This window comes from Bacillus sp. AY18-3 (genome assembly GCF_008042305.1).
Lineage (GTDB): Bacteria > Bacillota > Bacilli > Bacillales > Bacillaceae_G > Bacillus_A > Bacillus_A wiedmannii.
Genome location: NZ_QKQR01000046.1, coordinates 1 through 22,137, shown reverse-complemented (window position 1 = coordinate 22,137; position 22,137 = coordinate 1). Strand labels below are relative to the sequence as shown.

General features: G+C 31.5%; 22 protein-coding genes and 3 pseudogenes. 21 read left to right on the top strand and 4 right to left on the bottom strand.

Annotated features, from left to right (window positions below):
* Positions 1-29 precede the first annotated feature (29 nt).
* Positions 30-185 (top strand): annotated as a pseudogene (locus tag DM800_RS30090) (methyltransferase family protein); the annotation flags it as partial.
* Positions 186-234: 49 nt separating this feature from the next.
* Here the strand turns inward: DM800_RS30090 and DM800_RS27990 are convergent.
* A complete protein-coding gene (locus DM800_RS27990; protein ID WP_095205749.1) occupies positions 235-948 on the bottom strand; it encodes a hypothetical protein in 714 nt (237 codons plus the stop codon).
* Between the two features lie 496 nt (positions 949-1,444).
* On the opposite strand from DM800_RS27990, the gene DM800_RS27985 reads away from it, so the two are divergent.
* Entirely contained in the window at positions 1,445-2,245 is an 801-nt protein-coding gene (locus tag DM800_RS27985) for a GNAT family N-acetyltransferase (RefSeq protein ID WP_147788102.1), read from the top strand.
* A 45-nt stretch (positions 2,246-2,290) separates the two neighbouring features.
* Positions 2,291-3,154 (top strand): annotated as a pseudogene (locus tag DM800_RS27980) (glycerophosphodiester phosphodiesterase).
* Positions 3,155-3,425: 271 nt separating this feature from the next.
* On the opposite strand, the gene DM800_RS27975 reads toward DM800_RS27980, so the two are convergent.
* Entirely contained in the window at positions 3,426-3,887 is a 462-nt protein-coding gene (locus DM800_RS27975; protein ID WP_147788101.1) for a DUF2306 domain-containing protein, read from the bottom strand.
* A gap of 175 nt (positions 3,888-4,062) precedes the next feature.
* On the opposite strand from DM800_RS27975, the gene DM800_RS27970 reads away from it, so the two are divergent.
* Positions 4,063-4,593, top strand: coding sequence for a DUF4269 domain-containing protein (locus tag DM800_RS27970; protein WP_060486812.1), 531 nt, complete (start codon positions 4,063-4,065; stop codon positions 4,591-4,593).
* A 45-nt stretch (positions 4,594-4,638) separates the two neighbouring features.
* Here the strand turns inward: DM800_RS27970 and pdxR are convergent, their stop codons facing one another.
* Complete coding sequence (gene pdxR, locus DM800_RS27965; RefSeq protein WP_147788100.1) at positions 4,639-6,072, bottom strand: MocR-like pyridoxine biosynthesis transcription factor PdxR; 1,434 nt, start codon at positions 6,070-6,072, stop codon at positions 4,639-4,641.
* Between the two features lie 148 nt (positions 6,073-6,220).
* Between pdxR and DM800_RS27960 the strand changes: the two genes are divergently transcribed.
* The 15 genes from DM800_RS27960 (at position 6,221) to DM800_RS27895 (ending at position 18,702) form a co-directional block, all read left to right on the top strand.
* On the top strand, positions 6,221-7,135 hold the full coding sequence (locus DM800_RS27960) for a DMT family transporter (protein WP_147788099.1): 915 nt from the start codon (positions 6,221-6,223) through the stop codon (positions 7,133-7,135).
* A 122-nt stretch (positions 7,136-7,257) separates the two neighbouring features.
* Positions 7,258-8,619 (top strand): family 8 glycosyl hydrolase, encoded by a 1,362-nt coding sequence (locus DM800_RS27955; protein ID WP_147788098.1) that lies wholly within the window; start codon positions 7,258-7,260, stop codon positions 8,617-8,619.
* A 193-nt stretch (positions 8,620-8,812) separates the two neighbouring features.
* Entirely contained in the window at positions 8,813-9,271 is a 459-nt protein-coding gene (locus DM800_RS27950) for a GNAT family N-acetyltransferase (protein WP_147788097.1), read from the top strand.
* Positions 9,272-9,331: 60 nt separating this feature from the next.
* Positions 9,332-9,778 carry an NUDIX domain-containing protein gene (locus DM800_RS27945; RefSeq protein ID WP_147788096.1) on the top strand — a complete coding sequence of 149 codons (447 nt, stop codon included), beginning with the start codon at positions 9,332-9,334 and terminating at the stop codon, positions 9,776-9,778.
* Between the two features lie 229 nt (positions 9,779-10,007).
* Positions 10,008-10,271 (top strand): heterocycloanthracin/sonorensin family bacteriocin, encoded by a 264-nt coding sequence (locus tag DM800_RS27940; protein ID WP_060486806.1) that lies wholly within the window; start codon positions 10,008-10,010, stop codon positions 10,269-10,271.
* A 102-nt stretch (positions 10,272-10,373) separates the two neighbouring features.
* Positions 10,374-11,390: a serine hydrolase domain-containing protein gene (locus DM800_RS27935; protein WP_147788095.1), complete on the top strand. Its 1,017-nt coding sequence runs from the start codon at positions 10,374-10,376 to the stop codon at positions 11,388-11,390.
* 31 nt (positions 11,391-11,421) lie between these two features.
* Entirely contained in the window at positions 11,422-11,565 is a 144-nt protein-coding gene (locus tag DM800_RS29425; protein WP_098133355.1) for a hypothetical protein, read from the top strand.
* 284 nt (positions 11,566-11,849) lie between these two features.
* Positions 11,850-13,058: an L-lactate MFS transporter gene (locus DM800_RS27930; protein ID WP_147788094.1), complete on the top strand. Its 1,209-nt coding sequence runs from the start codon at positions 11,850-11,852 to the stop codon at positions 13,056-13,058.
* A gap of 235 nt (positions 13,059-13,293) precedes the next feature.
* Positions 13,294-13,920 (top strand): cadmium resistance transporter, encoded by a 627-nt coding sequence (locus DM800_RS27925; protein ID WP_147788093.1) that lies wholly within the window; start codon positions 13,294-13,296, stop codon positions 13,918-13,920.
* A gap of 179 nt (positions 13,921-14,099) precedes the next feature.
* Positions 14,100-14,516 (top strand): GNAT family N-acetyltransferase, encoded by a 417-nt coding sequence (locus DM800_RS27920; protein ID WP_147788092.1) that lies wholly within the window; start codon positions 14,100-14,102, stop codon positions 14,514-14,516.
* A gap of 217 nt (positions 14,517-14,733) precedes the next feature.
* A complete protein-coding gene (locus tag DM800_RS27915) occupies positions 14,734-15,249 on the top strand; it encodes a DinB family protein (RefSeq protein ID WP_147788091.1) in 516 nt (171 codons plus the stop codon).
* Positions 15,250-15,526: 277 nt separating this feature from the next.
* On the top strand, positions 15,527-15,970 hold the full coding sequence (locus DM800_RS27910; protein ID WP_147788090.1) for an NUDIX hydrolase: 444 nt from the start codon (positions 15,527-15,529) through the stop codon (positions 15,968-15,970).
* Between the two features lie 30 nt (positions 15,971-16,000).
* Positions 16,001-17,131, top strand: coding sequence for a DNA polymerase III subunit beta (gene dnaN, locus DM800_RS27905; RefSeq protein WP_147788089.1), 1,131 nt, complete (start codon positions 16,001-16,003; stop codon positions 17,129-17,131).
* Positions 17,132-17,153: 22 nt separating this feature from the next.
* Entirely contained in the window at positions 17,154-17,666 is a 513-nt protein-coding gene (locus DM800_RS27900) for an NUDIX hydrolase (protein WP_147788088.1), read from the top strand.
* 97 nt (positions 17,667-17,763) lie between these two features.
* On the top strand, positions 17,764-18,702 hold the full coding sequence (locus tag DM800_RS27895; protein WP_147788087.1) for a hypothetical protein: 939 nt from the start codon (positions 17,764-17,766) through the stop codon (positions 18,700-18,702).
* Positions 18,703-18,762: 60 nt separating this feature from the next.
* Here DM800_RS27895 and DM800_RS27890 read toward each other — a convergent pair whose 3' ends face one another.
* Complete coding sequence (locus DM800_RS27890) at positions 18,763-19,725, bottom strand: MBL fold metallo-hydrolase (RefSeq protein ID WP_147788086.1); 963 nt, start codon at positions 19,723-19,725, stop codon at positions 18,763-18,765.
* 293 nt (positions 19,726-20,018) lie between these two features.
* Here DM800_RS27890 and DM800_RS27885 point away from each other — a divergent pair.
* Both DM800_RS27885 and DM800_RS27880 read left to right on the top strand, forming a co-directional pair.
* Positions 20,019-21,014: pseudogene (locus DM800_RS27885) on the top strand (LAGLIDADG family homing endonuclease).
* A 152-nt stretch (positions 21,015-21,166) separates the two neighbouring features.
* Positions 21,167-21,562, top strand: a complete 396-nt coding sequence (locus DM800_RS27880; RefSeq protein WP_147788085.1) for a RidA family protein — start codon at positions 21,167-21,169, stop codon at positions 21,560-21,562.
* Positions 21,563-22,137: the final 575 nt, after the last annotated feature.

The following is a 22,137-nucleotide window of genomic DNA, read 5'->3' as shown; positions in this document are numbered from 1 at the left end:
TTTCAAGCTAAGAAAAGCAAATACTATAAAACGAAATTTATAGTTTGTTAATTCCTATAGGCCTATTCTTTGTATTTGTTTTTGACTATATTCCGCAATCTGATGATTACTTACAGAATAAGTACGGTGAACAATTTACAGTGTATAAACAGAAAACAAAAAAACTAATACCGTTTATTTGGTAAATCAGTTTCATAAATTATAAAAAGCGCAGGATCATCATCCTGCGCTTTTCTATCGTAATTCAGCTGTTTTTCTAATAACAATCTTATCAATATCATCTTCTTCATCACCATTAAATAACCCGCGTTCTTTTAAATACGCCTCAAAATATAAATCTGCTTCTGCACGTTCATCATATGGTTTTACAGATAGAACGAAACCTAATTTGTTTTGTTCCTCTAAATGAGAAGTGGAGATGTAGGCCGGTACATTGTGGCGTAAAAAGAGTTCTTTAACCGGAATAATCATATCTTTCATTAATTTCGTTAACATACCCATTTCAAACTCGAAATTAAAGCGATCTATGCTACATAAATCAGCGAATACTACACCGATAAAACCTGTATTAAATACTTCTTGATATTCTACATCTTCGTCATTACCGTAAAAATTCTTTTCAATTAAATAATTTATAAAGTAAGCAACACCGTCACTTTGTTCAAATGGTTTCGTTGAAAGAACAAAGCCGATTTTCTTTTGTTTATGTAAATACACACATGACATGTATGCTGAAATGTTATGTTCTTTAAATAGAGAACTTGTTGCCCCAGAGAGGCCATCAAGTACGTGATGAACAATTTGAAGTTTTTTACGAGCGAAATAATAGGATTTCTTTTGTAACTCCAATGTATCAATAAAGACAGAGCCGATAAAGCCTGTATTTGAAATGATAGGTGTTTGCTTTTTTCTTCCTCTGCGCTTTGCTTGAGCCATTGTAAAAATCATCCCTTCATGTACAAGTAAAATAAAAAGAACGTTTGTTCGTATATTTATATTTTACTATTAAAACGCTCTAAAGTAAAGGGTTTTTGACGAAAAAAACAACAAAAAAGACACCTGTAAAAGGTGCCTTAAACGCTGTAGGGAAGAGGGTTCATCCCAACTATTTATATTATGATACAGAAACGATCTCTTCTGCATCTTCTACATCTAAATGACAGTCCATAGTACGAACATCTTGATCTTCATGACTTCCGAAATAAATAGTAATTTTCATATGTATCGCTCCTTTATTCTAGGAATACCTAAAATAATTACTAGTAATGTTACTATTTATTATATACCACTTTTTTCATTCCGACAACGTTATATCATTTTTAATTCTTTTAGGGCAAAAAGAGTAATGTATAGAGATATTTTTATAGAAATAGATACATTTCTTATGTGTTATATTTAATACTGAAGAATTCGAAAACGAATTTTTATGAAAGGAGCAAAATGAATGAATTATAAACAGTTACTAATAGATAACTTCACATATAAAACCTCATATATTGCGCGGCAGATACATGGAATGAATGTAAAAGAAACGAAGGATTACATTGCTGTCGACTGTGGTTTACCGGCAGATACATTTAATATCATTACTATACTAAACAATAATTTAACGGAAGGTATTGATAAACTATATAAAGTGGTAAACAACTATAATCAAAAGAAATTTCCAATGAGTGTTTGGTTTTGGGATGATAGGCATGAGCAGACTATAGAAAGCGAATTAATAAAACTTGGCTTAAAAGAAGCAGAACAAAATATCGCGATGATAGCAGACTTAAAAACAATTCATCCAACAATAAACATGCCAGAAGGTTTTACGATACAAAAAGCATCTTCGTCAGGACAAATTAAAAATTTTGGGGAAACGTTAGCTAATCTATTTGGTACTTCAGAGGAAGGTACACATGTACAAGCATTCTACAATGAAACTGCTTCTTTCGATTTATGGAATAGTGAGAATATGAAACTATATTTAGGGATTTTTAAAAATGAAGTCGTATCTGTTGGTTCATTAGTATGTACAAAAGATAGTATTGGTATTTATGATATAGCAACGAAAGAAGAAATGAGAGGGCAAGGATTTGGCTCTACTATGTTTAATTACTTGCTACAAGAAGCAAAGGAATTAAACGTTTCTCAATGCGTATTACAAGCTTCACCTGATGGGATTAATATTTATAAAAAGGCTGGTTTTCAATCTGTTGGACAAATGACTGTATTTGAAAATAGACGTTTAATTGAATAAATTATTCAATCTAAATTGCTTTCATGTAGGAGTTAATACATCATTATGAAAAAAATATATATCGTTACAATCATTTGCACCTTTATAGTAGTAGGCACTTTTGCTTTTCATAAAGTAAATGAACTTAAGTACACAAAAGCTATTAATTAATCAAATCATATAAAAAACATTGCACATAGAGGAGCTTCTGCGTATGCGCCGGAACATACAATACAAGCTTATAAACTAGGACAACAATTAAAAGGAGATTATATAGAAATTGATCTTCAAATGACAAAAGATGGACATTTAGTAGCTATGCATGATGAAACAGTAAACCGCACTACAAATGGTAAGGGGCTAGTTAAGGAACATACATTAGAAGAAATAAAGCAACTAAATGTAGGTTCTTTTTTCAATGAAAAGCATCCAGCTTTAGCAAAGAAAGAATTTGAGGATGCTACAGTTCCAACACTAGAGGAAATTATTCAAACGTTCAGGAATAGTACTAATTATTACATTGAAACAAAATCGCCAGATGAATATCCCGGTATGGAAGAAAAGTTATTAGAAATTATAAAGCACTACGAAATAAGTGATAAAGTTATTATTCAATCATTTAGTAAAGTAAGTTTGCAAAAAATTCATAGTTTAGATGTTCATATACCTCTAGTACAATTACTACCTTACAAAAAGGCAGTTCAATTAACTGAATTAGAGATAAAAAAGTATAAAACATACTGTATCGGTATTGGGATGAACTATAAATATATTGATTCAGCTTATGTAAAGAGAATAAAGAAACACGGATTAGAAGTTCATCCATTTACTGTAGATAATGAAAAAGATATGAAAAAGTTACTTCTATGGAGAGTTGACGGGATGTTTACGAATTACCCGGATCGTTTACATTCGTTATTACAATCTTGAATTATAATGGTGTAATTATCACTGAATCAATACAACAAGTACCCACAAGTATACAAAGATAGTTTGTGGTCCAAATGGTAACATCATTGAATACATAGAGCCGATATTGAAATGAAATCCGAAAAAGAATCCAATATTTTTATTGGATTCTTTTTATTTAGCTCCAAGTGACGAACTTAAAGCAATATGAATTTGAATTTGTTAATAAAATATTACATTGAGTATGATTTTTTGTAATTACCATTAGAAAGTAACGAAATTGTAATGAATTTTAACTACGCTTTTTATATTTTTTTGATACACTGACTACGAGAGGAATACCGATTAATGTAGATAAAAACCAAAACCATATAGGCGGTAATAAATTAATTATGGGAATATGAATACCGACGTTTACTAAAAGTGCGGTAACGGCACCAATATAAGAACCTAACATACCTCTAATATGGTGATGGAGCCAATTTTTCCAACGTTTTTTTCGTGCGAGGTATCCATATATCGCAAATGAATAAGAGAAAATTGCTACATAAAATAAATATGCGATTTTATCCCAGCTTATAATGGATAATATAATTGCAGTAAGGGTGATGACAACATAGGATGCATGATATATTTCACCCCATTCCGTATGTTTTCCTTTCTTCTTTTGAGCAACCATCGCTACAATACCGGTGATTAAGCATATTGTTCCAAATAATATGTGGATGGTTAAAAGAATGTGAAAAATGCTCATAATAATTCCTCCTTTTTTATTTTTATAGTATTGCAGTATAGGAGGAAAGTTGAAACGCATTGTTTATTCACATTAATATTTTGAAATAAATGTACTCCTAGCACAAATATAAACGGACAAATTTTTCTTGAACTTAGCGGAGACACGTATTACGTGAAAAGAAGGAGAGACTTCCATGTTTACATCTATTACATATTTACAATCTGGGAATGAGAAGCAACAAAAAGTGTATGATGTTTTGAATAAACTTAACATTATGGAGGATTTAATTTTGTATAGTCCGGTTCTTTGCGGGACAATTCCTATTAGAATTGATACTCTTCAATCTGACTTAGATATAGTAATGGAAGTACATAACTTTGATGTTTTTGAACAGGAAATGAGATCTTTATACGGTTCTTATAAAGGATTCAAAATAAAAAAGAAAAAAATTAAAACTACAGAATCGATAAAGGTAAATTTTGAATTTGAAGGTTTTAAATTTGAATTATTTGCTCAGCCTAAGCCAGTACGTAACCAAAATGCATATAGACATATGATAGTAGAGCACATGCTATTAATACAGCATCCCCATATAAGGGAAGAAATTCTTCGCTTAAAAGAGAACGGTTTAAAAACAGAACCTGCTTTTGCTCAAGTATTAAATATTGACGGAGATCCTTATGACGAACTTATTTTATTGGGACAGGAAATGAGATTGTGGTAAATACGATACACAAAAACTCCTCTATAGTTAAAAGAGGAGTTTTTGTTATGCCATGAGCTTACGGATTAATTCACTCAACAATTTAATTCCGCTAGTCATTTGCTCTGGAGAAACATATCCATATGATAAACGAATGTACCGATCTGATTCTTCTTCATATATACGTCCTGGGTTTAAAAGAATTCCTTTTGATAGCGCCTCTGAAAATAATTTCTTCATCGGAATGTTAGGTACAATCTTTAGCCATATAAATAATCCACCACTAGGAATATTCCACGATGCAACATCTGCGCAGTATTTATTTAAAGCTCGTATCATGAATTGTCTTCGTTCTTTTAATTGAATTCTTACGTTTGCAACATGTTCTTCATAAAAACCTTTATTTATCCATTCAGCAGCAACTCTTTGAGATAAAGAGCTCGATCCATAGTCTGTTTGCATTTTTATATCTGACAATCTATCAATAACTGGTTCGGGTCCAATGATCCATCCAATTCTAAGTCCTGGGCTAAGTGTTTTAGAAAGACTACCAACATATAATACATGTCCATGTTTATCTATCGACTTTAAGGGAGGTGGAGGTGGTTCATCAATCCATAACTCTCGGTAAATATCATCTTCAATTATAGGTAACTGTTCCTTTTCACATATTTTTATTATTTCTTTTCTTCGTTCTTGAGACATTAATGCCCCTGTTGGGTTTTGAAAACTAGGGATAGAATATAAAATGTTTTTCTTTTGACTGTATTTAATACGTTTTAATAATTCGTTAGGTAAAATACCGTGATTATCCATACATATACCAGATAGATTTATATTTGCTGATTGAAATACATGAAGTGAATATAAGTAAGAAGGTTGTTCAAGTAAAACGGTTGATTCTCTATGCAAAAGACCAATTGATATTAATTGGAGTGCTTGTAATGCACCAGAGACGATTAATATAGAACTGGCTGAAGTATGTATTCCGAATGATTTTACGTATTTACTAATTGCTTCACGTAACGGCAAAAAACCTTTTTGTTCTTCGTATCCAAAATAATCTATTTCGTCACTTACGCTTTTCATAATGGACTGCATAGTTTCTAGCGGGAAAAGTTGAGGCGCAAGTTCACCTTTACTAAGATGGATAAGTTCTTTGTTTGCTTCTGCTTCATTGATTTCTCGTACCATTAACTTGCTAGGTTTGTGAATACCAGCTTTTACATAGTCACTCCAATCAGGCGGGGGATTCGTCGCTAATAATGACCATGTATTATTTGTTACAATTGTTCCTGCTCCAATTTTCCCTTGAATCAATCCATCTGCCATAAGTTCATCTAGCGCAGTTATTACAGTACTTCGATTTACATGAAATAATTTGGCTAACTGCCGTTGACTAGGAATCTTACTTCCAATAGGCCATTCTCCATTTTCAATTTTTTCTTTCATAAAGTTTACTATCTGCCGATACTTAGGCAGTTTTTTATTAGTTGTCATAAAAAAACTCCCTCGTTCACTTTATAAATGCCAAGTGGTTGGTTTTTACGATAAATAACTGGTTGAAGACATTGTAACAACTATTAAATATGATGAAAAGAAATAATTGGTAATTATAAAATGGTTGATTTGAAGGGGGAGAAAAAACATGAATTATAAAAAATGGGACTTTCGGATTATTTGTGCTCATGCTTTTACGATTTTAATATGGGGGACTGCCTTTCCAGCAATTCGCATGGGGCTCGAATCTTATACACCTGAGCACCTTACTTTACTACGTTTATTAATTGCTTCATTTATTCTTCTGTTGTTTTCTTTTATATACAAGTTACGACTGCCGGACTTAAAGGATATCCCAGCAATTTTTATATTTGGTGCTTTAGGATTTACTTTTTATCACATTGCATTAAACTACGGCGAAAAAACAGTAAATGCTGGATCTGCAAGTTTAATTGTTTCAGTCACACCTATAGTAACGGCTATTTTTGCATCTGTTTTTTTGAATGAAAAAATGAAATTAAATGGTTGGATCGGTGGTGTAATTAGTTTTATAGGAATTGCTTTCATATCATTTAGTCAAGGAGATGCTATTCAATTGAATAGTGGGGGATTATTTATATTATTAGCAGCGATTTCAGAAAGCTTATTTTTCGTTTTCCAAACTTCTTACTTGAAAAAGTATGGCTTCTTGCCATTTACTATATATACAATTTTATCTAGCACTGTATGTATGCTTATTTTCTCGCCGGGAGTGTATACAGAAATACTAGCAGCTCCTCTTGATGTGAATATGAGTGTTATATATTTAGGTTTATTTCCAACAGTACTCCCATATATCGCATTGGCATATATCATATCTCATTCTGGTGCTGCTGAGGCAACAAGTTCTCTATATTTAACTCCAGTAACTGCATGTTTTATTGCTTGGATATGGTTAGGTGAAGTACCGACTTTTGTTTCAATAATTGGCGGGGGAATTACTATACTTGGAGTTTTAATTACTCATATATCACTATCAAAAAAAGAAAAATATACAACTCTAGTAAATAATAAATCAATATAAACTCATTCCATAACCACTTTATTATACTTTCTTTTGTTGATAAATATAATATTTTGTATTTCAGTTAAATATTGTATGTTACATTTTATGTAGTAAGCATTTTAAAAGGAGATGACAACATAATGAATGGAAAAAGAAAAATTTTCACATGTATTTCTATTATAGGAATCGGACTAGCTAGTTTTTCTAATTCTAGTTTCGCAGCAAATGGAACGGACAATTCAGTACAAACTTCTATTCCCATAGTTAATCAACAAGTAGCTGCTGTAAAAGAAATGAAACCATTTCCCCAGCAAGTTAATTATGCAGGTGTTATAAAACCAAATCATGTTACACAGGAAAGTTTAAATGCTTCTGTAAGAAGTTACTACGATAATTGGAAAAAGAAATATTTGAAAAATGATTTATCTTCTTTACCTGGTGGTTATTACGTAAAAGGAGAGATTACGGGTGATGCTGATGGGTTTAAGCCACTTGGAACTTCAGAAGGTCAAGGGTATGGGATGATAATTACAGTATTAATGGCTGGTTATGATTCGAATGCTCAAAAAATCTATGATGGTTTATTTAAAACAGCAAGAACTTTTAAAAGCTCTCAAAATCCTAATTTAATGGGATGGGTTGTCGCAGATAGTAAAAAAGCACAAGGTCATTTTGATTCTGCTACTGATGGGGATTTAGATATTGCGTATTCTCTTCTTCTTGCTCATAAGCAGTGGGGATCAAATGGAACGGTTAATTATTTGAAAGAAGCACAAGACATGATTACAAAAGGTATTAAAGCTAGTAATGTTACAAATAATAACCGACTAAATTTGGGAGATTGGGATTCTAAAAATTCACTTGATACGAGACCATCTGATTGGATGATGTCACACCTTAGAGCATTTTATGAATTTACAGGTGATAAAACTTGGCTTACTGTTATTAATAATTTGTACGATGTTTATACGCAATTTAGTAATAAGTACTCTCAAAATACAGGACTTATTTCAGATTTCGTTGTAAAAACCCCACCACAACCCGCACCTAAAGACTTCTTAGATGAGTCAGAATATACAAATGCATATTATTACAATGCTAGTCGGGTACCATTGCGAATTGTAATGGACTATGCGATGTACGGCGAGAAAAGAAGTAAAGTCATTTCTGATAAAGTCTCTTCATGGATTCAAAATAAAGCGAATGGAAATCCTTCTAAAATTGTGGATGGTTATCAATTAAACGGATCCAATATTGGTAGTTATCCAACTGCTGTATTTGTTTCACCGTTTATTGCTGCAAGTACAACGAAAAGCGATAATCAAAAGTGGGTAAATAGTGGATGGGATTGGATGAAGAATAAGAAAGAAAGCTACTTTAGTGATAGTTATAATTTATTAACCATGCTATTTATTACAGGTAATTGGTGGAAACCAGTACCTGATGATAAGAAAATAGAAAACCTAATAAATGATGAAACTCAAAAAGGATACGATAAATAACAAGGTTTTCTTTTTAGTAAAAGGAATTAGCACTCTGCTAGTTCCTTTTTAATATTTCGTGAAGCAATACAGCTTTACGCTTAAATAAAGAAAAATTTCATAAGATCATGTTGTAGGTTGTTGTCGGAAAAAGGAGAATATGTCACTCTGTTGAATATAAAAATACAACCTATTTATAAAGGAGCCTAAAATATTGAATGTCCAGTTAAAGGTTGTTACGAGAGAGAATTGGGAAGATGCCTTAAAGCTACAAGTTAAAGAAGAGCAAAGAAACTTTGTTCCATCTGTAGCAGTTTCACTTGCTAAAGTATATATAAAACCAGATGGAGACAATGTGGAGTACATACCATTTGCGATATACGACGGCAATCTAATGGTTGGTTTTATTATGCATGCTGTTGTAAGAGAAACAACTGATATGTATTGGATAAATGGATTTATTATCGATCAAAAGCAGCAAGGAAATGGTTATGGAAAAGCGGCGTTACAGGGAAGCATATATTTAATAAAAAACACATTTAAGGCGTGTAAAGAAATAAGGTTAACAGTACATAAAGATAATATCTCTGCAAAGAAACTATATGAACGTTACGGTTTTCAACCATTGGGACATGAATATGATGGTGAGCAAGTATATCGTTTGTTCGTTTAAGTATTACGAAGTAAAGATGTGAAATGAAAGATGCCATTAAATGACCGGGAGGAATTGCAATTGAAAAATAAATTTCACCACATTGTACGAGCTGTTATGGTAAAGGATAAAAAATTGTTAGTGGCTGAATATATTGGCCATCATTATTTTTTACCAGGTGGTCATGTTGAAGTTGGCGAATCAGCTGAGAATGCATTAATAAGAGAACTACGAGAAGAACTCGGAGTAAACTGTAGTATAAAACAATTTTTAGGCGTAATAGAAAACAAATGGGAAGACCGAGAAGTTCTTCATCATGAAATTAATCACATTTTTGAAATAGATTCACAAGAGTTACATATTGATTTCATACCAAAATCTAAAGAGTCTCATTTAGCGTTTCACTGGATAGATTATAATCAAGAAGCTTTACATACGTATAAAATCATGCCAGTGCCTTCAGTTAAAGAGTTACTAGAAAGAACATTAAGTGATGAACTAGTAAATTGTTGGATTAGTAATTTTTAAACACCTCAATTTTAAAAAATTCGTCCACCGAAAAGAGATTAAGAAAATAGGCTGAAAAACAAGGTACATCACCTAGTGTAAGTTCATATTTTGTTGATGTACGCATTTAGTCTATTCATATTTTGTTGATGTACGCATTTAGTCTATAGCCTTTATCTACTTTGTTTGCAAAAATAGATAAACTGTAACATTTGGACGGAATTTATTTTTATAAATGGAGGGTTTCGTAATGAATCAGTTTCAACAAGAACTACAATCATTAAATCTTAATGATTATCAATCTGGTAATGTTGTGTATTGGGATCAACTACAACAAAATCAATATCCATACTATTACATTCAAGACGATGCACGTCGTTGCGGCGGATGCGGAGGTTGTGGTGGTCGCTGTGGTGGATGTGGCGGCGGAAGATGTGGAGGTTGCGGTGGTCGTTGTGTAGGCTGCGCTGGATGTTTCGGTTGTTTTAACTGCTGGAACTGGTGGATCATTTAAGTATAGAAAACTAACAATGGTGTACATGAAAGAAAGGTGTAAATACTATTTTATACTTTTCTTTCATGTTGTAATTTTTTATTCGTGTTAAGGGGGATTTATTTGTATACATACGATAAGTTAATTTCTTGGGTAGAAAATATAAAAGAAGAAAATCATAGTTCTGCTACAGCACTGTGCATAATAAAAGATAACAAAATCGTATTAGAGCATTATAGTGGCCACCATTCAAATACATCTATAAGTAAAAAAGTAACAGCATCCTCACAATTCAACGTTGCTTCTGCGAGAAAAAGTTATTTAGGTTTAATGGTAGCATTTGCGCTTTACGAGGGGAAAATAAACTCTATTGATGATGAAGCGATACAGTATCTTAAAGACTTTGATCCTGTATTACTTGGTAAAACAACGATAAGACATTTAGTAACACATTCGCACGGTTTAGGAGAAACGCATGACGGGACGATTTTTCGTGAATTTGAACCTGGACAAGCATGGGCGTATAGAGATGTTAATGTCAGAATGATAACACGTCTTATTTATCAGCTATATAGCAAAAGTTTTCCTGAATTGTTAAAGGAGCGTGTATTTGATCTAGCTAACTTCAAAGAAACAGGTTGGAGAATTCAGGAAGATGAAAACTTAGTTAAAGTTGTTAATAATCCAAGTGAAGACGCGATTAGTGAAATTGGTACGGTAAATGATGGTACTGAAAAAAATCTATTTGTCTCAGCTAGAGAATTTGCTTATTGGGGCAATCTTCATTTAAATCAAGGTATGATAAACGGTAAACAAATTGTTCCAAAAGAAGTTATAAAAATTGCGACAAGTTTGCAGAGTCCAACATTTGCAAACAAAGAACTACCACAAAATGGGTTGTTTTGGTTCGTTCAAAATGAACCTACGCTTTTAAGTGAACTTGGTGAACGAGTTCCAAAAGGATCGTATCAAATATTAGGAATTACAGGACCGACTCTTTTAGTAATACCTGAATATAATGTAGTTGTTGCGAAAATGTATAATAAAAGGTATAACTACGGCGGTGATAATTATTTATATTATTTACGTGAATTTAGCAATTTAGTCGCTGATACATTTCGTAACGGTAATAGGGCATAATTACTCCTATAATGAAAAAGGAGTGAAAAAAATGAAAGATAAAATGAATAGAAATAAAAAACAAAATATAAAAGATATGAATACAGAACAAAATGCAATTTATAGCGATCCTAAAGATGCAGCTAATATGCAAACTGTACCGCAGCCGAAGGATTTTGATGAAATTGAATATTAATTTTTCGTTCATCCGACTATATGATGAATGAAAAATACATCTTAAGTCCCATCACATGATTGAAATCTTTTGGTATTCTATATACATAAGCATTTGAAAATGTCTTATCTTAACAAAGCTTTCTTTAAGTAAATCTAATATAACCTGCAGAAAGACACTTCATTATGGAGTGTCTTTTTGTGTACATGAATTCAATTTCCATTTTTCATGCAGTATCTTGCTTCTTATGATGGTTATACTAACTGTGAAAATTCATGTCATGATAAAAGAAGGGGACAGTTAGTATGAAACAAACTTCTATAAATCCGTTACTAATTGTTCTAGGTACAATCATTGTTCAAATTGGCCTTGGGACAATTTATACATGGAGTTTATTTAATCAACCCCTTGTTAGTAAGTTTGGATGGAACCTCAATTCCGTAGCGATAACTTTCTCCATAACAAGTTTTTCATTATCATTCTCAACCTTATTTGCAGGAAAGTTGCAGCAAAAATTAGGACTTCGTAAACTCATCGCTACTGCAGGGATTGTTTTGGGACTCGGTTTAATACTTAGTTCACAAGTTTCTTCCTTACCATTACTATATTTATTAGCTGGTGTCGTTGTTGGTTATGCAGATGGAACTGCTTATATTACATCACTATCTAATTTAATTAAATGGTTTCCAAATCGAAAAGGACTTATTTCTGGCATATCTGTTTCGGCATATGGAATGGGCAGCTTAATCTTTAGATATATAAACGGAAGTCTTATCGATAGTCTTGGTGTATCACAAGCATTTTTATATTGGGGTATCATCGTCTTGCTTTTAGTTTTAACCGGATCGTTCTTCTTACGTGAAGCAATCGTAAGTAACACTGTAACTGAATCATTAAACAATGACTATACGCCTCGTGAAATGATGCAAACGAAACAAGTATATCTTTTGTTTTTTATGCTATTCACATCGTGTATGGGCGGTCTATATTTAATCGGTATGGTAAAAGATATTGGTGTACAGCTCGTTGGACTTAGTGCAGCAACCGCCGCTAACGCCGTTGCAATGATTGCAATTTTTAATACGGTAGGTAGAATCGTTCTTGGAACGTTATCAGATAAAATTGGTCGAATGAAAATTGTTTCTGCAACGTTTATAATAATTGGATTGTCAGTCTTTACTTTAAGTTTCATTCCTCTAAATTACGGCATTTATTTCGCTTGTGTAGCAAGTGTTGCCTTTTGCTTTGGTGGTAATATCACAATCTTCCCAGCCATTGTTGGAGATTTCTTCGGATTAAAAAACCATAGTACAAATTACGGGATTGTATATCAAGGTTTCGGGTTTGGTGCACTTGCAGGAGCGTTCATTGGAGCGTTACTGGGTGGATTTCAACCGACCTTTATTATAATTGGTGTTTTAAGCGTTATTTCCTTCATTATTTCGATATTAATTCGTCCACCAAAAGCAGAAAACAAAAAAGAAACACGACATTTATATCGGAAAGTAGCTTAATTATAAAAAGAGTCCTTGTATAGGGCTCTTTTTATATTACAAAATAAGTGAAAATGATTTGAAAGGTAATAAAGTAATTTATTTCTTTAGCAACTAAGTAGCAGATTAGTAAAATATTCATATTGTTTTATAAAGGCACTGAAATCATGTTATAAACCTACATTAACCACCTTTGTTATTAGATATGCAATTCATTTGTGTACCATTATTTTATTATAAAGGTAGTTGGCTTATATTGGTTACAACTATAATTTCTTCTTTTATGGCGTTCACTTCAACAAATATTGATGACATTTTTATACTCCTTGTTTTATTTTCACAAGTAAAGACAGGAGTAATTAAGAAAGAAGGTAGGACTGTCCGAGAAAAAACTAAGATGAAAGAACTTTATATTGTTATTGGACAATATTTTGGATTTAGTGTGATTACTTTTCTAAGTATCATTGGTTCTTTAAGCTCTTTTTTCATTCCAGTTTCGTGGATCGGATTATTAGGATTCGTACCAATTTATATGGGAGTGAAAGGAATATTGTCACTTCGTTCTTATAAAAGGAATGAAGTCATTGATAACGTTTCTGGTTCAATATTTAAAGTAGCTTCGATAACGTTAGCTAATGGGGCTGACAATATTTCGATTTATATACCAATGTTCGCTAGTCAAAATCTTAAAACAAATATTGTTACATTAATTATCTTTTTTTGCATGATAGCAATATGGTGTTTTATTAGCTACAAATTGATAAGAGCTCCTATTTTAGCTAAAGTACTTGAGAGAAATTGTCATATTATCGTTCCAGTCGTTCTAATTGGTTTAGGAATGTTCATTCTTATCCGCAGTAATACAATTGAATTATTGTACTAATATGTTGAAACTTAGATTAAAAAGAATCAAACGCCGTAAAAAGCCGTACTACAAATAAAATGTAGTACGGCTTTTCTTTATTTTAGTGAAATGAAACAGTGCTCTACGACTATTAAGTTAGACAGGATATTACGATTATTAAATTGAATAGATACTTTAAAAGGAGTGTGCTACTTAAAATGAAAATAGTAAAACAATGGGTCCAAGAAGATAGTGATTACATAAGAGAAAAAGTAATTGAATATAACCAAAAACATATTTCGGATGAAGAGAAAAAGCCTTCAGAAAAAATTAGTTTTATAGTGAGAAATGAAAAGGAAGAAATTGTAGGCGGAATAACTGCAATTACATTTTGGCACCACGTACATGTCGATTTCCTTTGGGTTTCTGAAGAGTATAGACACGAAGGCTACGGAAGCCAATTAATAAAGCTTATTGAAGAATTTGCAATTGAACAAGAGTGCAGGATAATCAATTTAGATACTTTTAGCTTTCAGGCACCTGCGTTTTATAAAAAGCATGGATATAAAGTGATTGGAGTAAGTGAAGATCATCCGAAAGGACATAATCATTACTATTTAGAAAAACGTTTATAAAGTGTATATTGAATTAACATTAGTATTTTGAATACAAATTTATCCTTTTGGATTATGCATTTAAAGGAGAATCTTGAGTGAATTCATATTTAGAGGCACTTCTAAAGCAAAAAAAGATCGAAGTGGAATATTAGTTACGGGAAACTAATTATTTTATAGCGAATATACCTAAAATAGGCATCTAAATATATGCATTCAGATGAAGGGGGGGAATGTTATGAATTCATTTGTAAATGATAGGTTTGATGAAACGAGAAAACATCTATTCGAGGAAATTATGATATTGGATGATGCTCAATTCAATAGTAAGCCAGACAAGAATAAATGGAGTATAGCACAAGTATGTCATCACTTAGTTTTATTGGATAAAGTGGTCATAAAGGTTATTTCATCTGGCTTAAAAAAGATTGATAGTACCCTAAAAGAGCGTCGAGAAATCCGCTCTATATTACAAGATAGATCGCTAAAATTTATAGCTCCAGGAATGATTGAACCAAGTTTAGAACCATTTGAAGTGCAGAAAATAATCGATATGTTAAACGAATCGAGAAAAGAATTAATGCGTTTCCTAAGTACAATAGAAGATGAATCTATATTAACGATTAAATCAGTGATGCATCCAGCTCTTGGAGAATTACTTCTTGATCAGTGGATAGAACTGATCTATTTGCATGAACAGCGTCATATAGAACAAATCAAAGAGATAAAACTACTTTGTGAAATTGGGAAGTAAAAAATCTTTGGCTATTAACAAAAAATACGGGTTTCATTTGTATACTTTTAAAATTGATCTAAAGAAACGTTAATTTGCCGTTTGTTATATAAGTTTAACCTCGTCTCAAAATAGGAGCGGGGTTTTTACTAATTTAGGAGTTATTCTGGCATTTTCATTTAGTATTAATTTAATCAATTTTTATTCTAATACTTCGTGAACTTACTATTAAAACAAGTTAATGATAGAATGATAAATAGACAGAAAATTCCTTTTAGTAAAAACAGAGGAGGTACGTATGAAAAAAGTAAATGTTACATATGCACTTTTATACGATAAAACAAATGAAAAGATCTTAATGGTAAAAAATAAAGGAAAGAACGGTTCTTATTACACGCTACCAGGTGGCGCAGTTAAATTGGGAGAAACGTTAGAAGAGGCAGTAACTCGGGAAGTGAAAGAAGAAACCGGGCTACATATAACTGTAAACGGTATTTGTTACATTAGTGAAGCTTTTTTCGAAGAGAGAGGACACCATGCAATTTTCTTTAATTTTTTAGGTGAAATAATTGACGGGCAGGCAACTATAACAAGGCCAAAAGAAATTGAAGAAATTACCTGGATGGAATTACATAGAGCAGCACCGCATTTACGTATACCAGTACACTTATTAAATACATTACAAAGGAAAGAAACAGTACCTTACTTTTTTAACGGGACAATCGTTCATCAATCTTCATAACATTATCAATTCATGTAAGGCGGGGAAAAAATGGAGTTTATCGTTAATCATAAACATTTCACTCAAGCACTTTCAGAAGTAAATAAAGCTATATCTACCAAAGCTATAATCCCTATATTATCTGGCATAAAAATAACTGTAGATCAATCGGGAATTACTTTAATCGCAAGTGATTCAAATATTTTCATCGAAAAATTCATCCCTAGTTCCACTGAAGGCGACCAAATTACAACTATAGTAAAAGCAGGAACTATTGTAGTACCTGCAAAATATTTCATTGAAATTATAAAAAAAATGCCAAGCGATGTATCAATAAAAAGTACGAATGAGCAAATAATTAAGATACAGTCAGAAGAAATCACATTAAACTTAAATGGACTTCCAGCATATGAGTTTCCGAATGTACCACTTATAGACGATCATGCAAAAATACAAGCAGAAACAGAACAATTGATTGAAGTATTTAAACAAACTGTCTTTGCAGTAGCTAAAAATGAATCTAGACCCGTTCTTACGGGAGTACATATCGAATTAGAACACAACAAATTAATTTGTGCTGCAACTGATTCACATAGACTTGCTATACGCGAAACGATAATTTCTACAGAGGTGAAAGCAAGTTGTATTGTACCAAGTGCAACTATTAGTGAACTGCTAAAATTAATGAATAGTAATTCAGAATTCGTATACATCTATCTTTCAGAAAGTCACATTATTTTTACATTCGGTACAACTACATTATATTCAAGATTAATTGAAGGAAAATATCCTAATATATCTAGTTTAATTCCAAATGAATTTCAAACAGTCATTAACGTAGATAGAAAAAGAATTTTACAAGGTGTAGATCGATCCAGCTTATTATCAAGTGAATGGGCAAATAACAATGTTAACTTAGAAATTATAGACGAATCCACAATTAAAATTTCTTCTAACGCTTCTCAGATTGGAAAAATATCCGAGACACAACAGATAGATGAGATTCAAGGTGAAAAACAATTAAATATATCTTTCGATGGACGATTTATGATGGATGCTTTAAAGGCGATAAAAGAAGAAACGGTTACTTTAAGTTTCAGCGGTTCTATGAGACCAATATTAATTGAAGCAGGGACACCATCTGCAGCAGTACATCTTATATCTCCAGTAAGAGCTTATTAATAACAAAGGAAGGAATCACATTATGTACAAGCACACTTTATGTTTTATAAAGAGAAATGAAGAGATACTTATGTTAAATAGAGAATATGCCCCTGTAAAAGGATTATGGAACGGGGTAGGTGGAAAGATAGAAAAGGGAGAAACACCTTTAGAAAATGCGATTCGTGAAATAAAAGAAGAGACTAGTATAGAAGTTACGCATGAACAAATTCAGTTTAAAGGCATTATTAAGTGGGAGGACTCATCTTACTCTGGTGGTATGTATGTTTATTTAGTAGAGCTACATAATGAATTTACATATCACACTCCCAAAAAAGTATCAGAAGGAATTTTAGATTGGAAAGAGATTTCTTGGATTCTAAGTGACTATAATTACGGCGTAGGAGAGATGATACCTAAATTTTTACCGGATTTACTCCACAATGAATTAATATTAGAACACAATTTTGTTTTATCTAATCATAAATTAATAGATTATAGGAATGCGGAATTGATTAAGCAGGATAGTTCTATAGATAATATAGTTCAATTATAAAAAGAAGGAATTGTAATCTATAATACACAGCACAATCATTATAACCTAAATATAAAAGCCATAGATTATTCGAAGAGTAGCTAAGGAGAAAACTTATATGAGGATGAGTGTAATGAAGAAAATAATTATTTTACTCATAGCTGTAGTTTTAATTACTTTTGCTTTTTATCAATACAACAAAAAAGATAGCGTAGCTAAAAATGATAAAGTGTATGTAGAAGACTTTAAAGGTAAAAATGATTCACACAAAATACAATCTGCTATTAATAAAGCAGAATCAAGTACAATTAAAACAGTATTGCTTGAGGATAAGAAGTATAAAATCACGTCACCAATCGTAGTGAAAAAAGGTGTAAAATTATTATTCGGTTATGGAACACAGTTTGTTGTTGAAGGTAATTTCAGAGTTCTAGAATTAGAAAAAAACGCTTCTATCGAAGGAGCCTATATAGCTGTAAACGATCCTACATTTAATTCTGAAGTTATATATTTAGACGGCAAAAATAAGTATTATAACACTTGGCACAAAACACAAATAAAAGATATAAATATTATTAATTGGACAGAAACAAATAAAGGTACTGGAATTTCTTTGTATTCTGGTGGGAAAGAAAATGAAATTTCATTTATTAACTTTGAAAATATAAAAGTTGTAGGAATGGAAACTGGGCTGAAATTAGTAGCAAAGAAACCGCAATCTGGTTATGCTTGGATAAATGCCAACCGTTTTATAAACTTCTCACTTGAAGATTGTGTAAATATGATTTATATGGATAGTAATGTAACTACACCAAATGAAATTAGCGGTAATCAATTTACAAATCTACAATTACAGCCATCAAGTAACACGAAAAATATATTAAGAGTAAGTGGACAACATAACGAGTTTAATGGAATGGTGTGGGATTTACAGAAAATCAATCACCAAAACGAACTTATTGAACTAACTGATAAAAGTATGAATACGGTTATTAATATTACCTCTGTACAAACAAATAGAGTTTTAGATAGCGGTAAAGCAAATATAGTGAAATAAGGTTAAATACAGAAAAAGAGCGAATTCCTTATAATAGAGATCGCTCTTTTTTATTTATAGTTAAATTTCTCTCCACCAAGTTGATGAAGGATAGTCTGTAGATTTTAACGTGATAGATTCACCAATTTGTGGCGTTGCAATATTAACTCCTAAACGCTTTGCTTCTTTTGTCACACGTTCAATAGGATCACTCCATTCATGTAATGATAATGTAAAGGCACCCCAATGAATCGGAAGAAGTAATTCTCCTTTCACGTCAATATGAGCTTGCACTGTCTCTTCTGGTAACATATGAATAGCAGACCACCTTGGATCATATTGCCCGCATTCCATTAACGTAAGATCGAATGGACCGTATTTATCACCAATCTCCTTAAAGTGAGGAGCATACCCGCTATCACCACTAAAGAAAACTTTAGTCTCTTGACCAAGAATAAGCCATGAACACCATAACGAACAATCTCTATCTGTCATACTTCGTCCTGAGAAATGCCTTGCAGGTGCGCAAACTAATTTTATATTATCAAACGTAATTTCGTCCCACCAATTATGTTCACTAATTTTGCTAGGTGAAACACCCCATTTAATTAAATATTGCGCAACTCCAGTTGGAACATAAAAATGCTTCGCACGATCTTTTAACTGCATAATACTCTTGTAATTCAAATGGTCATAGTGATTATGTGAAATGATAATCGCATCAATTTCTCGAAGGTCTTCACGTTCTAAAGAAAAAATACCACTATAACGTTTACTATTAAACAGAGGAAATGGGGAAGAGGCATCTCCAAACATTGGGTCTAATAACAATGTTTTATCTTCTATTTTCAAAAGAGAAGCAGAGTGCCCAAACCATGTCACACTCTCTAAAGACTCATTATTTTTATCCGATAAAACAATAGGTAAATTCTTTAAAGGACGCAGCTTTGATTTCATTTTAAAGTAATCAGTCATTAAACCGATTATATCTTTCGGTTTAAAACTTACATCAGTATGAATTTGATTCATATATTTCTTTTTCATTCGTTCTCCTTTTTACGTTTAACAATATACGTATGTTGTTATTGTAGCTATTTGTAGTTTAAACGAAATTAATTTACCTTTCATCTTAAATTCAGTACATTTCATAAATTTGTCAAATTCATTATTCTTATATATAAAAAATAAATCAGGCAGCAGATAAAACAAATATAAAGTAAATGTAAATTGTTTTAATTTGGTAAATACTTTCTTATAAACAACAAAGAACATACGTTTTGTTATATGTTGTAGAAGAAAATACGTCTCTAATTATTAAAAGGAAGGAGAGGATGTAAGTGCAAATAGAGAGAAAAAAGAAATCAAAATGTAAACTATCAAAATCTCAAATAACTCAGCTATATGCAGAAGGGAAGAGTACCTCAGAAATAGCTACGCTTGCCAATGTGTCTGCTAGATATATTCGTATGGTTTTAACAGACAATAACGTTCCAAGGCGTGCTATAGGGAGTTAGAACAGGAAGTATGACATATCAGAAGATTATTTTAAAACATGGTCAAATAACATGGCTTATATTTTAGGATTTATAGCAGCAGATGGTGTTATACAGAAAGAAAATCAATGTGTCAGTATATCTCAAAAAGAAAGTTACATTTTAGAAGATATAAAACAAGAACTACACACCAACCAGCCACTATATCAAAATAAAAAAACAGGCGTATATATGCTAAACATTAATAGCAAAACAATAAAAGACGACCTTATGAATATACATGGAATCATGCCATGTAAATCATTAAATATCAAATTCCCATTCGTGCCTGAAGAATATTTACATCATTTTGTTCGTGGATATTTTGATGGGGATGGTTACGTCAAGTATGAAAATTATATAGTAAGCTTTGTAGGAGGATCATATAGATTTATGAATTCTTTACATCAAATTCTTCAAAATCACAATTTACGAGCCGATTTACTAAATCAAAACAAACATTATCGCGTTATTTTATCTGGAAGAAAATCAATACAACTATTTTTAAATTGGATTTATAAAGACAAAGATATTTATTTGCATAGAAAATATGAAGTATTTCAGAAAGAAAGTCTAAGTTTAGACCAATTACAAGATCGAAAACTAAAACAAACTCAAACCGCCGTTAAACAAAGAAAACAAAATTTCCTTAAAGCATACATGAAAGATAAGTGTAATGCTATAACTTGTTCAAATTTAGAAAAAAGCGAATCGACTTTTAAACGTTGGTTAAAAAATGATAATCAATTGAAAACAGAGTATGAAAAGATTAGTTTGACAAGTTCCACTAGCGATAACTAAATATAAAACTCTAGAAAACCTTAGTATAGGTATGAAGATAGCAATACTAAGGTTTTTAATTTGAAATCATTAAAGGATTCTTAGTTTTATTTATAGAACATAACAAATACATAGATTTTATAATTAATTTGCTAAAAAAGGAGAGGGACACCTTGCAAAAGAAATTTATCAATCCAGAAACGATGCCACCAACTTTTGGATATTCGCATGTTGTCGAAGTTAGTAACGCTAAACGAACAATTTACATATCTGGACAAGTAGCAATCAATACTGATGGTCAAATAGTTGGCGTTGGTGATTTAGCTACACAAACACGACAAGTATTCGAAAACATTAAAAGTGCATTAGAAACTTCGGAATTACAATTTAATGATGTAGTAAAATTAACGTTTTTCTTAACAGATATTGCTCAAATGGCCATTGTTAGAGATATTCGAGATCAATACATTGATACTAAGAATCCACCAGCAAGTTCGGCTGTAGAAGTTAGAAAGTTAATTAACGATAACTTATTAATTGAAATCGAAGCAATTGCTGTAGCAAACTAATTTTAAAAACTTATTCGTAATCATATCAATGCAATTCGTTTAATGCGTTCATTTAAAACGAATTGCATTTTTTATTGTCTTAAATATAATTTATATCTGGAGACATTTTTATCAACAACTTATAAAACAACAAAAAAACAAACAACTAAACAATCCATCACACAGAATGATTAAAAAGAACAAGGGGAGGCTAATCACCTATACTAACATTTAATAAGTTTATTATTTTAAGTTAGTTAACATAATATATATTATAGGCAGTTGTAGAAAAAAGCGATATCAGGTATCAAAAACCAAGTAAACTATACTTAATGAGACGGAGCGGAGATTTTTAGTGAGATTTACATAAAATCGTATCTAAACGAATTTCTACAGTTTTTATCATTCTTTTTGTTATAAATCCATCACAGCAAATTCAAATCAATAATCCATTAAGAATTATCGAATCAAAAATATTTTTGATCGACAAGAAATTTTTATACAGAAAAATTATTTCTATACAAAATATAAATTATTAAATTCATTTTATGTTTTACTTAATAAATTTATATTGCTATTTACACACGTTTTATAAC

Excerpts from the sequence above, each read along its gene's own strand:
- DM800_RS27890 (WP_147788086.1), bottom strand. The coding sequence starts at position 19,725 with ATGAAAAAGAAATATATGAATCAAATTCATACTGATGTAAGTTTTAAA.
- DM800_RS27930 (WP_147788094.1), top strand. The coding sequence starts at position 11,850 with ATGAAACAAACTTCTATAAATCCGTTACTAATTGTTCTAGGTACAATC.
- DM800_RS27920 (WP_147788092.1), top strand. The coding sequence starts at position 14,100 with ATGAAAATAGTAAAACAATGGGTCCAAGAAGATAGTGATTACATAAGA.
- dnaN (WP_147788089.1), top strand. The coding sequence starts at position 16,001 with ATGGAGTTTATCGTTAATCATAAACATTTCACTCAAGCACTTTCAGAA.
- DM800_RS27960 (WP_147788099.1), top strand. The coding sequence starts at position 6,221 with ATGAATTATAAAAAATGGGACTTTCGGATTATTTGTGCTCATGCTTTT.
- DM800_RS27975 (WP_147788101.1), bottom strand. The coding sequence starts at position 3,887 with ATGAGCATTTTTCACATTCTTTTAACCATCCACATATTATTTGGAACA.
- DM800_RS27895 (WP_147788087.1), top strand. The coding sequence starts at position 17,764 with ATGAGGATGAGTGTAATGAAGAAAATAATTATTTTACTCATAGCTGTA.
- DM800_RS27970 (WP_060486812.1), top strand. The coding sequence starts at position 4,063 with ATGTTTACATCTATTACATATTTACAATCTGGGAATGAGAAGCAACAA.
- DM800_RS27910 (WP_147788090.1), top strand. The coding sequence starts at position 15,527 with ATGAAAAAAGTAAATGTTACATATGCACTTTTATACGATAAAACAAAT.
- DM800_RS27985 (WP_147788102.1), top strand. The coding sequence starts at position 1,445 with ATGAATTATAAACAGTTACTAATAGATAACTTCACATATAAAACCTCA.
- DM800_RS29425 (WP_098133355.1), top strand. The coding sequence starts at position 11,422 with ATGAAAGATAAAATGAATAGAAATAAAAAACAAAATATAAAAGATATG.
- DM800_RS27915 (WP_147788091.1), top strand. The coding sequence starts at position 14,734 with ATGAATTCATTTGTAAATGATAGGTTTGATGAAACGAGAAAACATCTA.
- pdxR (WP_147788100.1), bottom strand. The coding sequence starts at position 6,072 with ATGACAACTAATAAAAAACTGCCTAAGTATCGGCAGATAGTAAACTTT.
- DM800_RS27940 (WP_060486806.1), top strand. The coding sequence starts at position 10,008 with ATGAATCAGTTTCAACAAGAACTACAATCATTAAATCTTAATGATTAT.
- DM800_RS27955 (WP_147788098.1), top strand. The coding sequence starts at position 7,258 with ATGAATGGAAAAAGAAAAATTTTCACATGTATTTCTATTATAGGAATC.
- DM800_RS27990 (WP_095205749.1), bottom strand. The coding sequence starts at position 948 with ATGATTTTTACAATGGCTCAAGCAAAGCGCAGAGGAAGAAAAAAGCAA.
- DM800_RS27900 (WP_147788088.1), top strand. The coding sequence starts at position 17,154 with ATGTACAAGCACACTTTATGTTTTATAAAGAGAAATGAAGAGATACTT.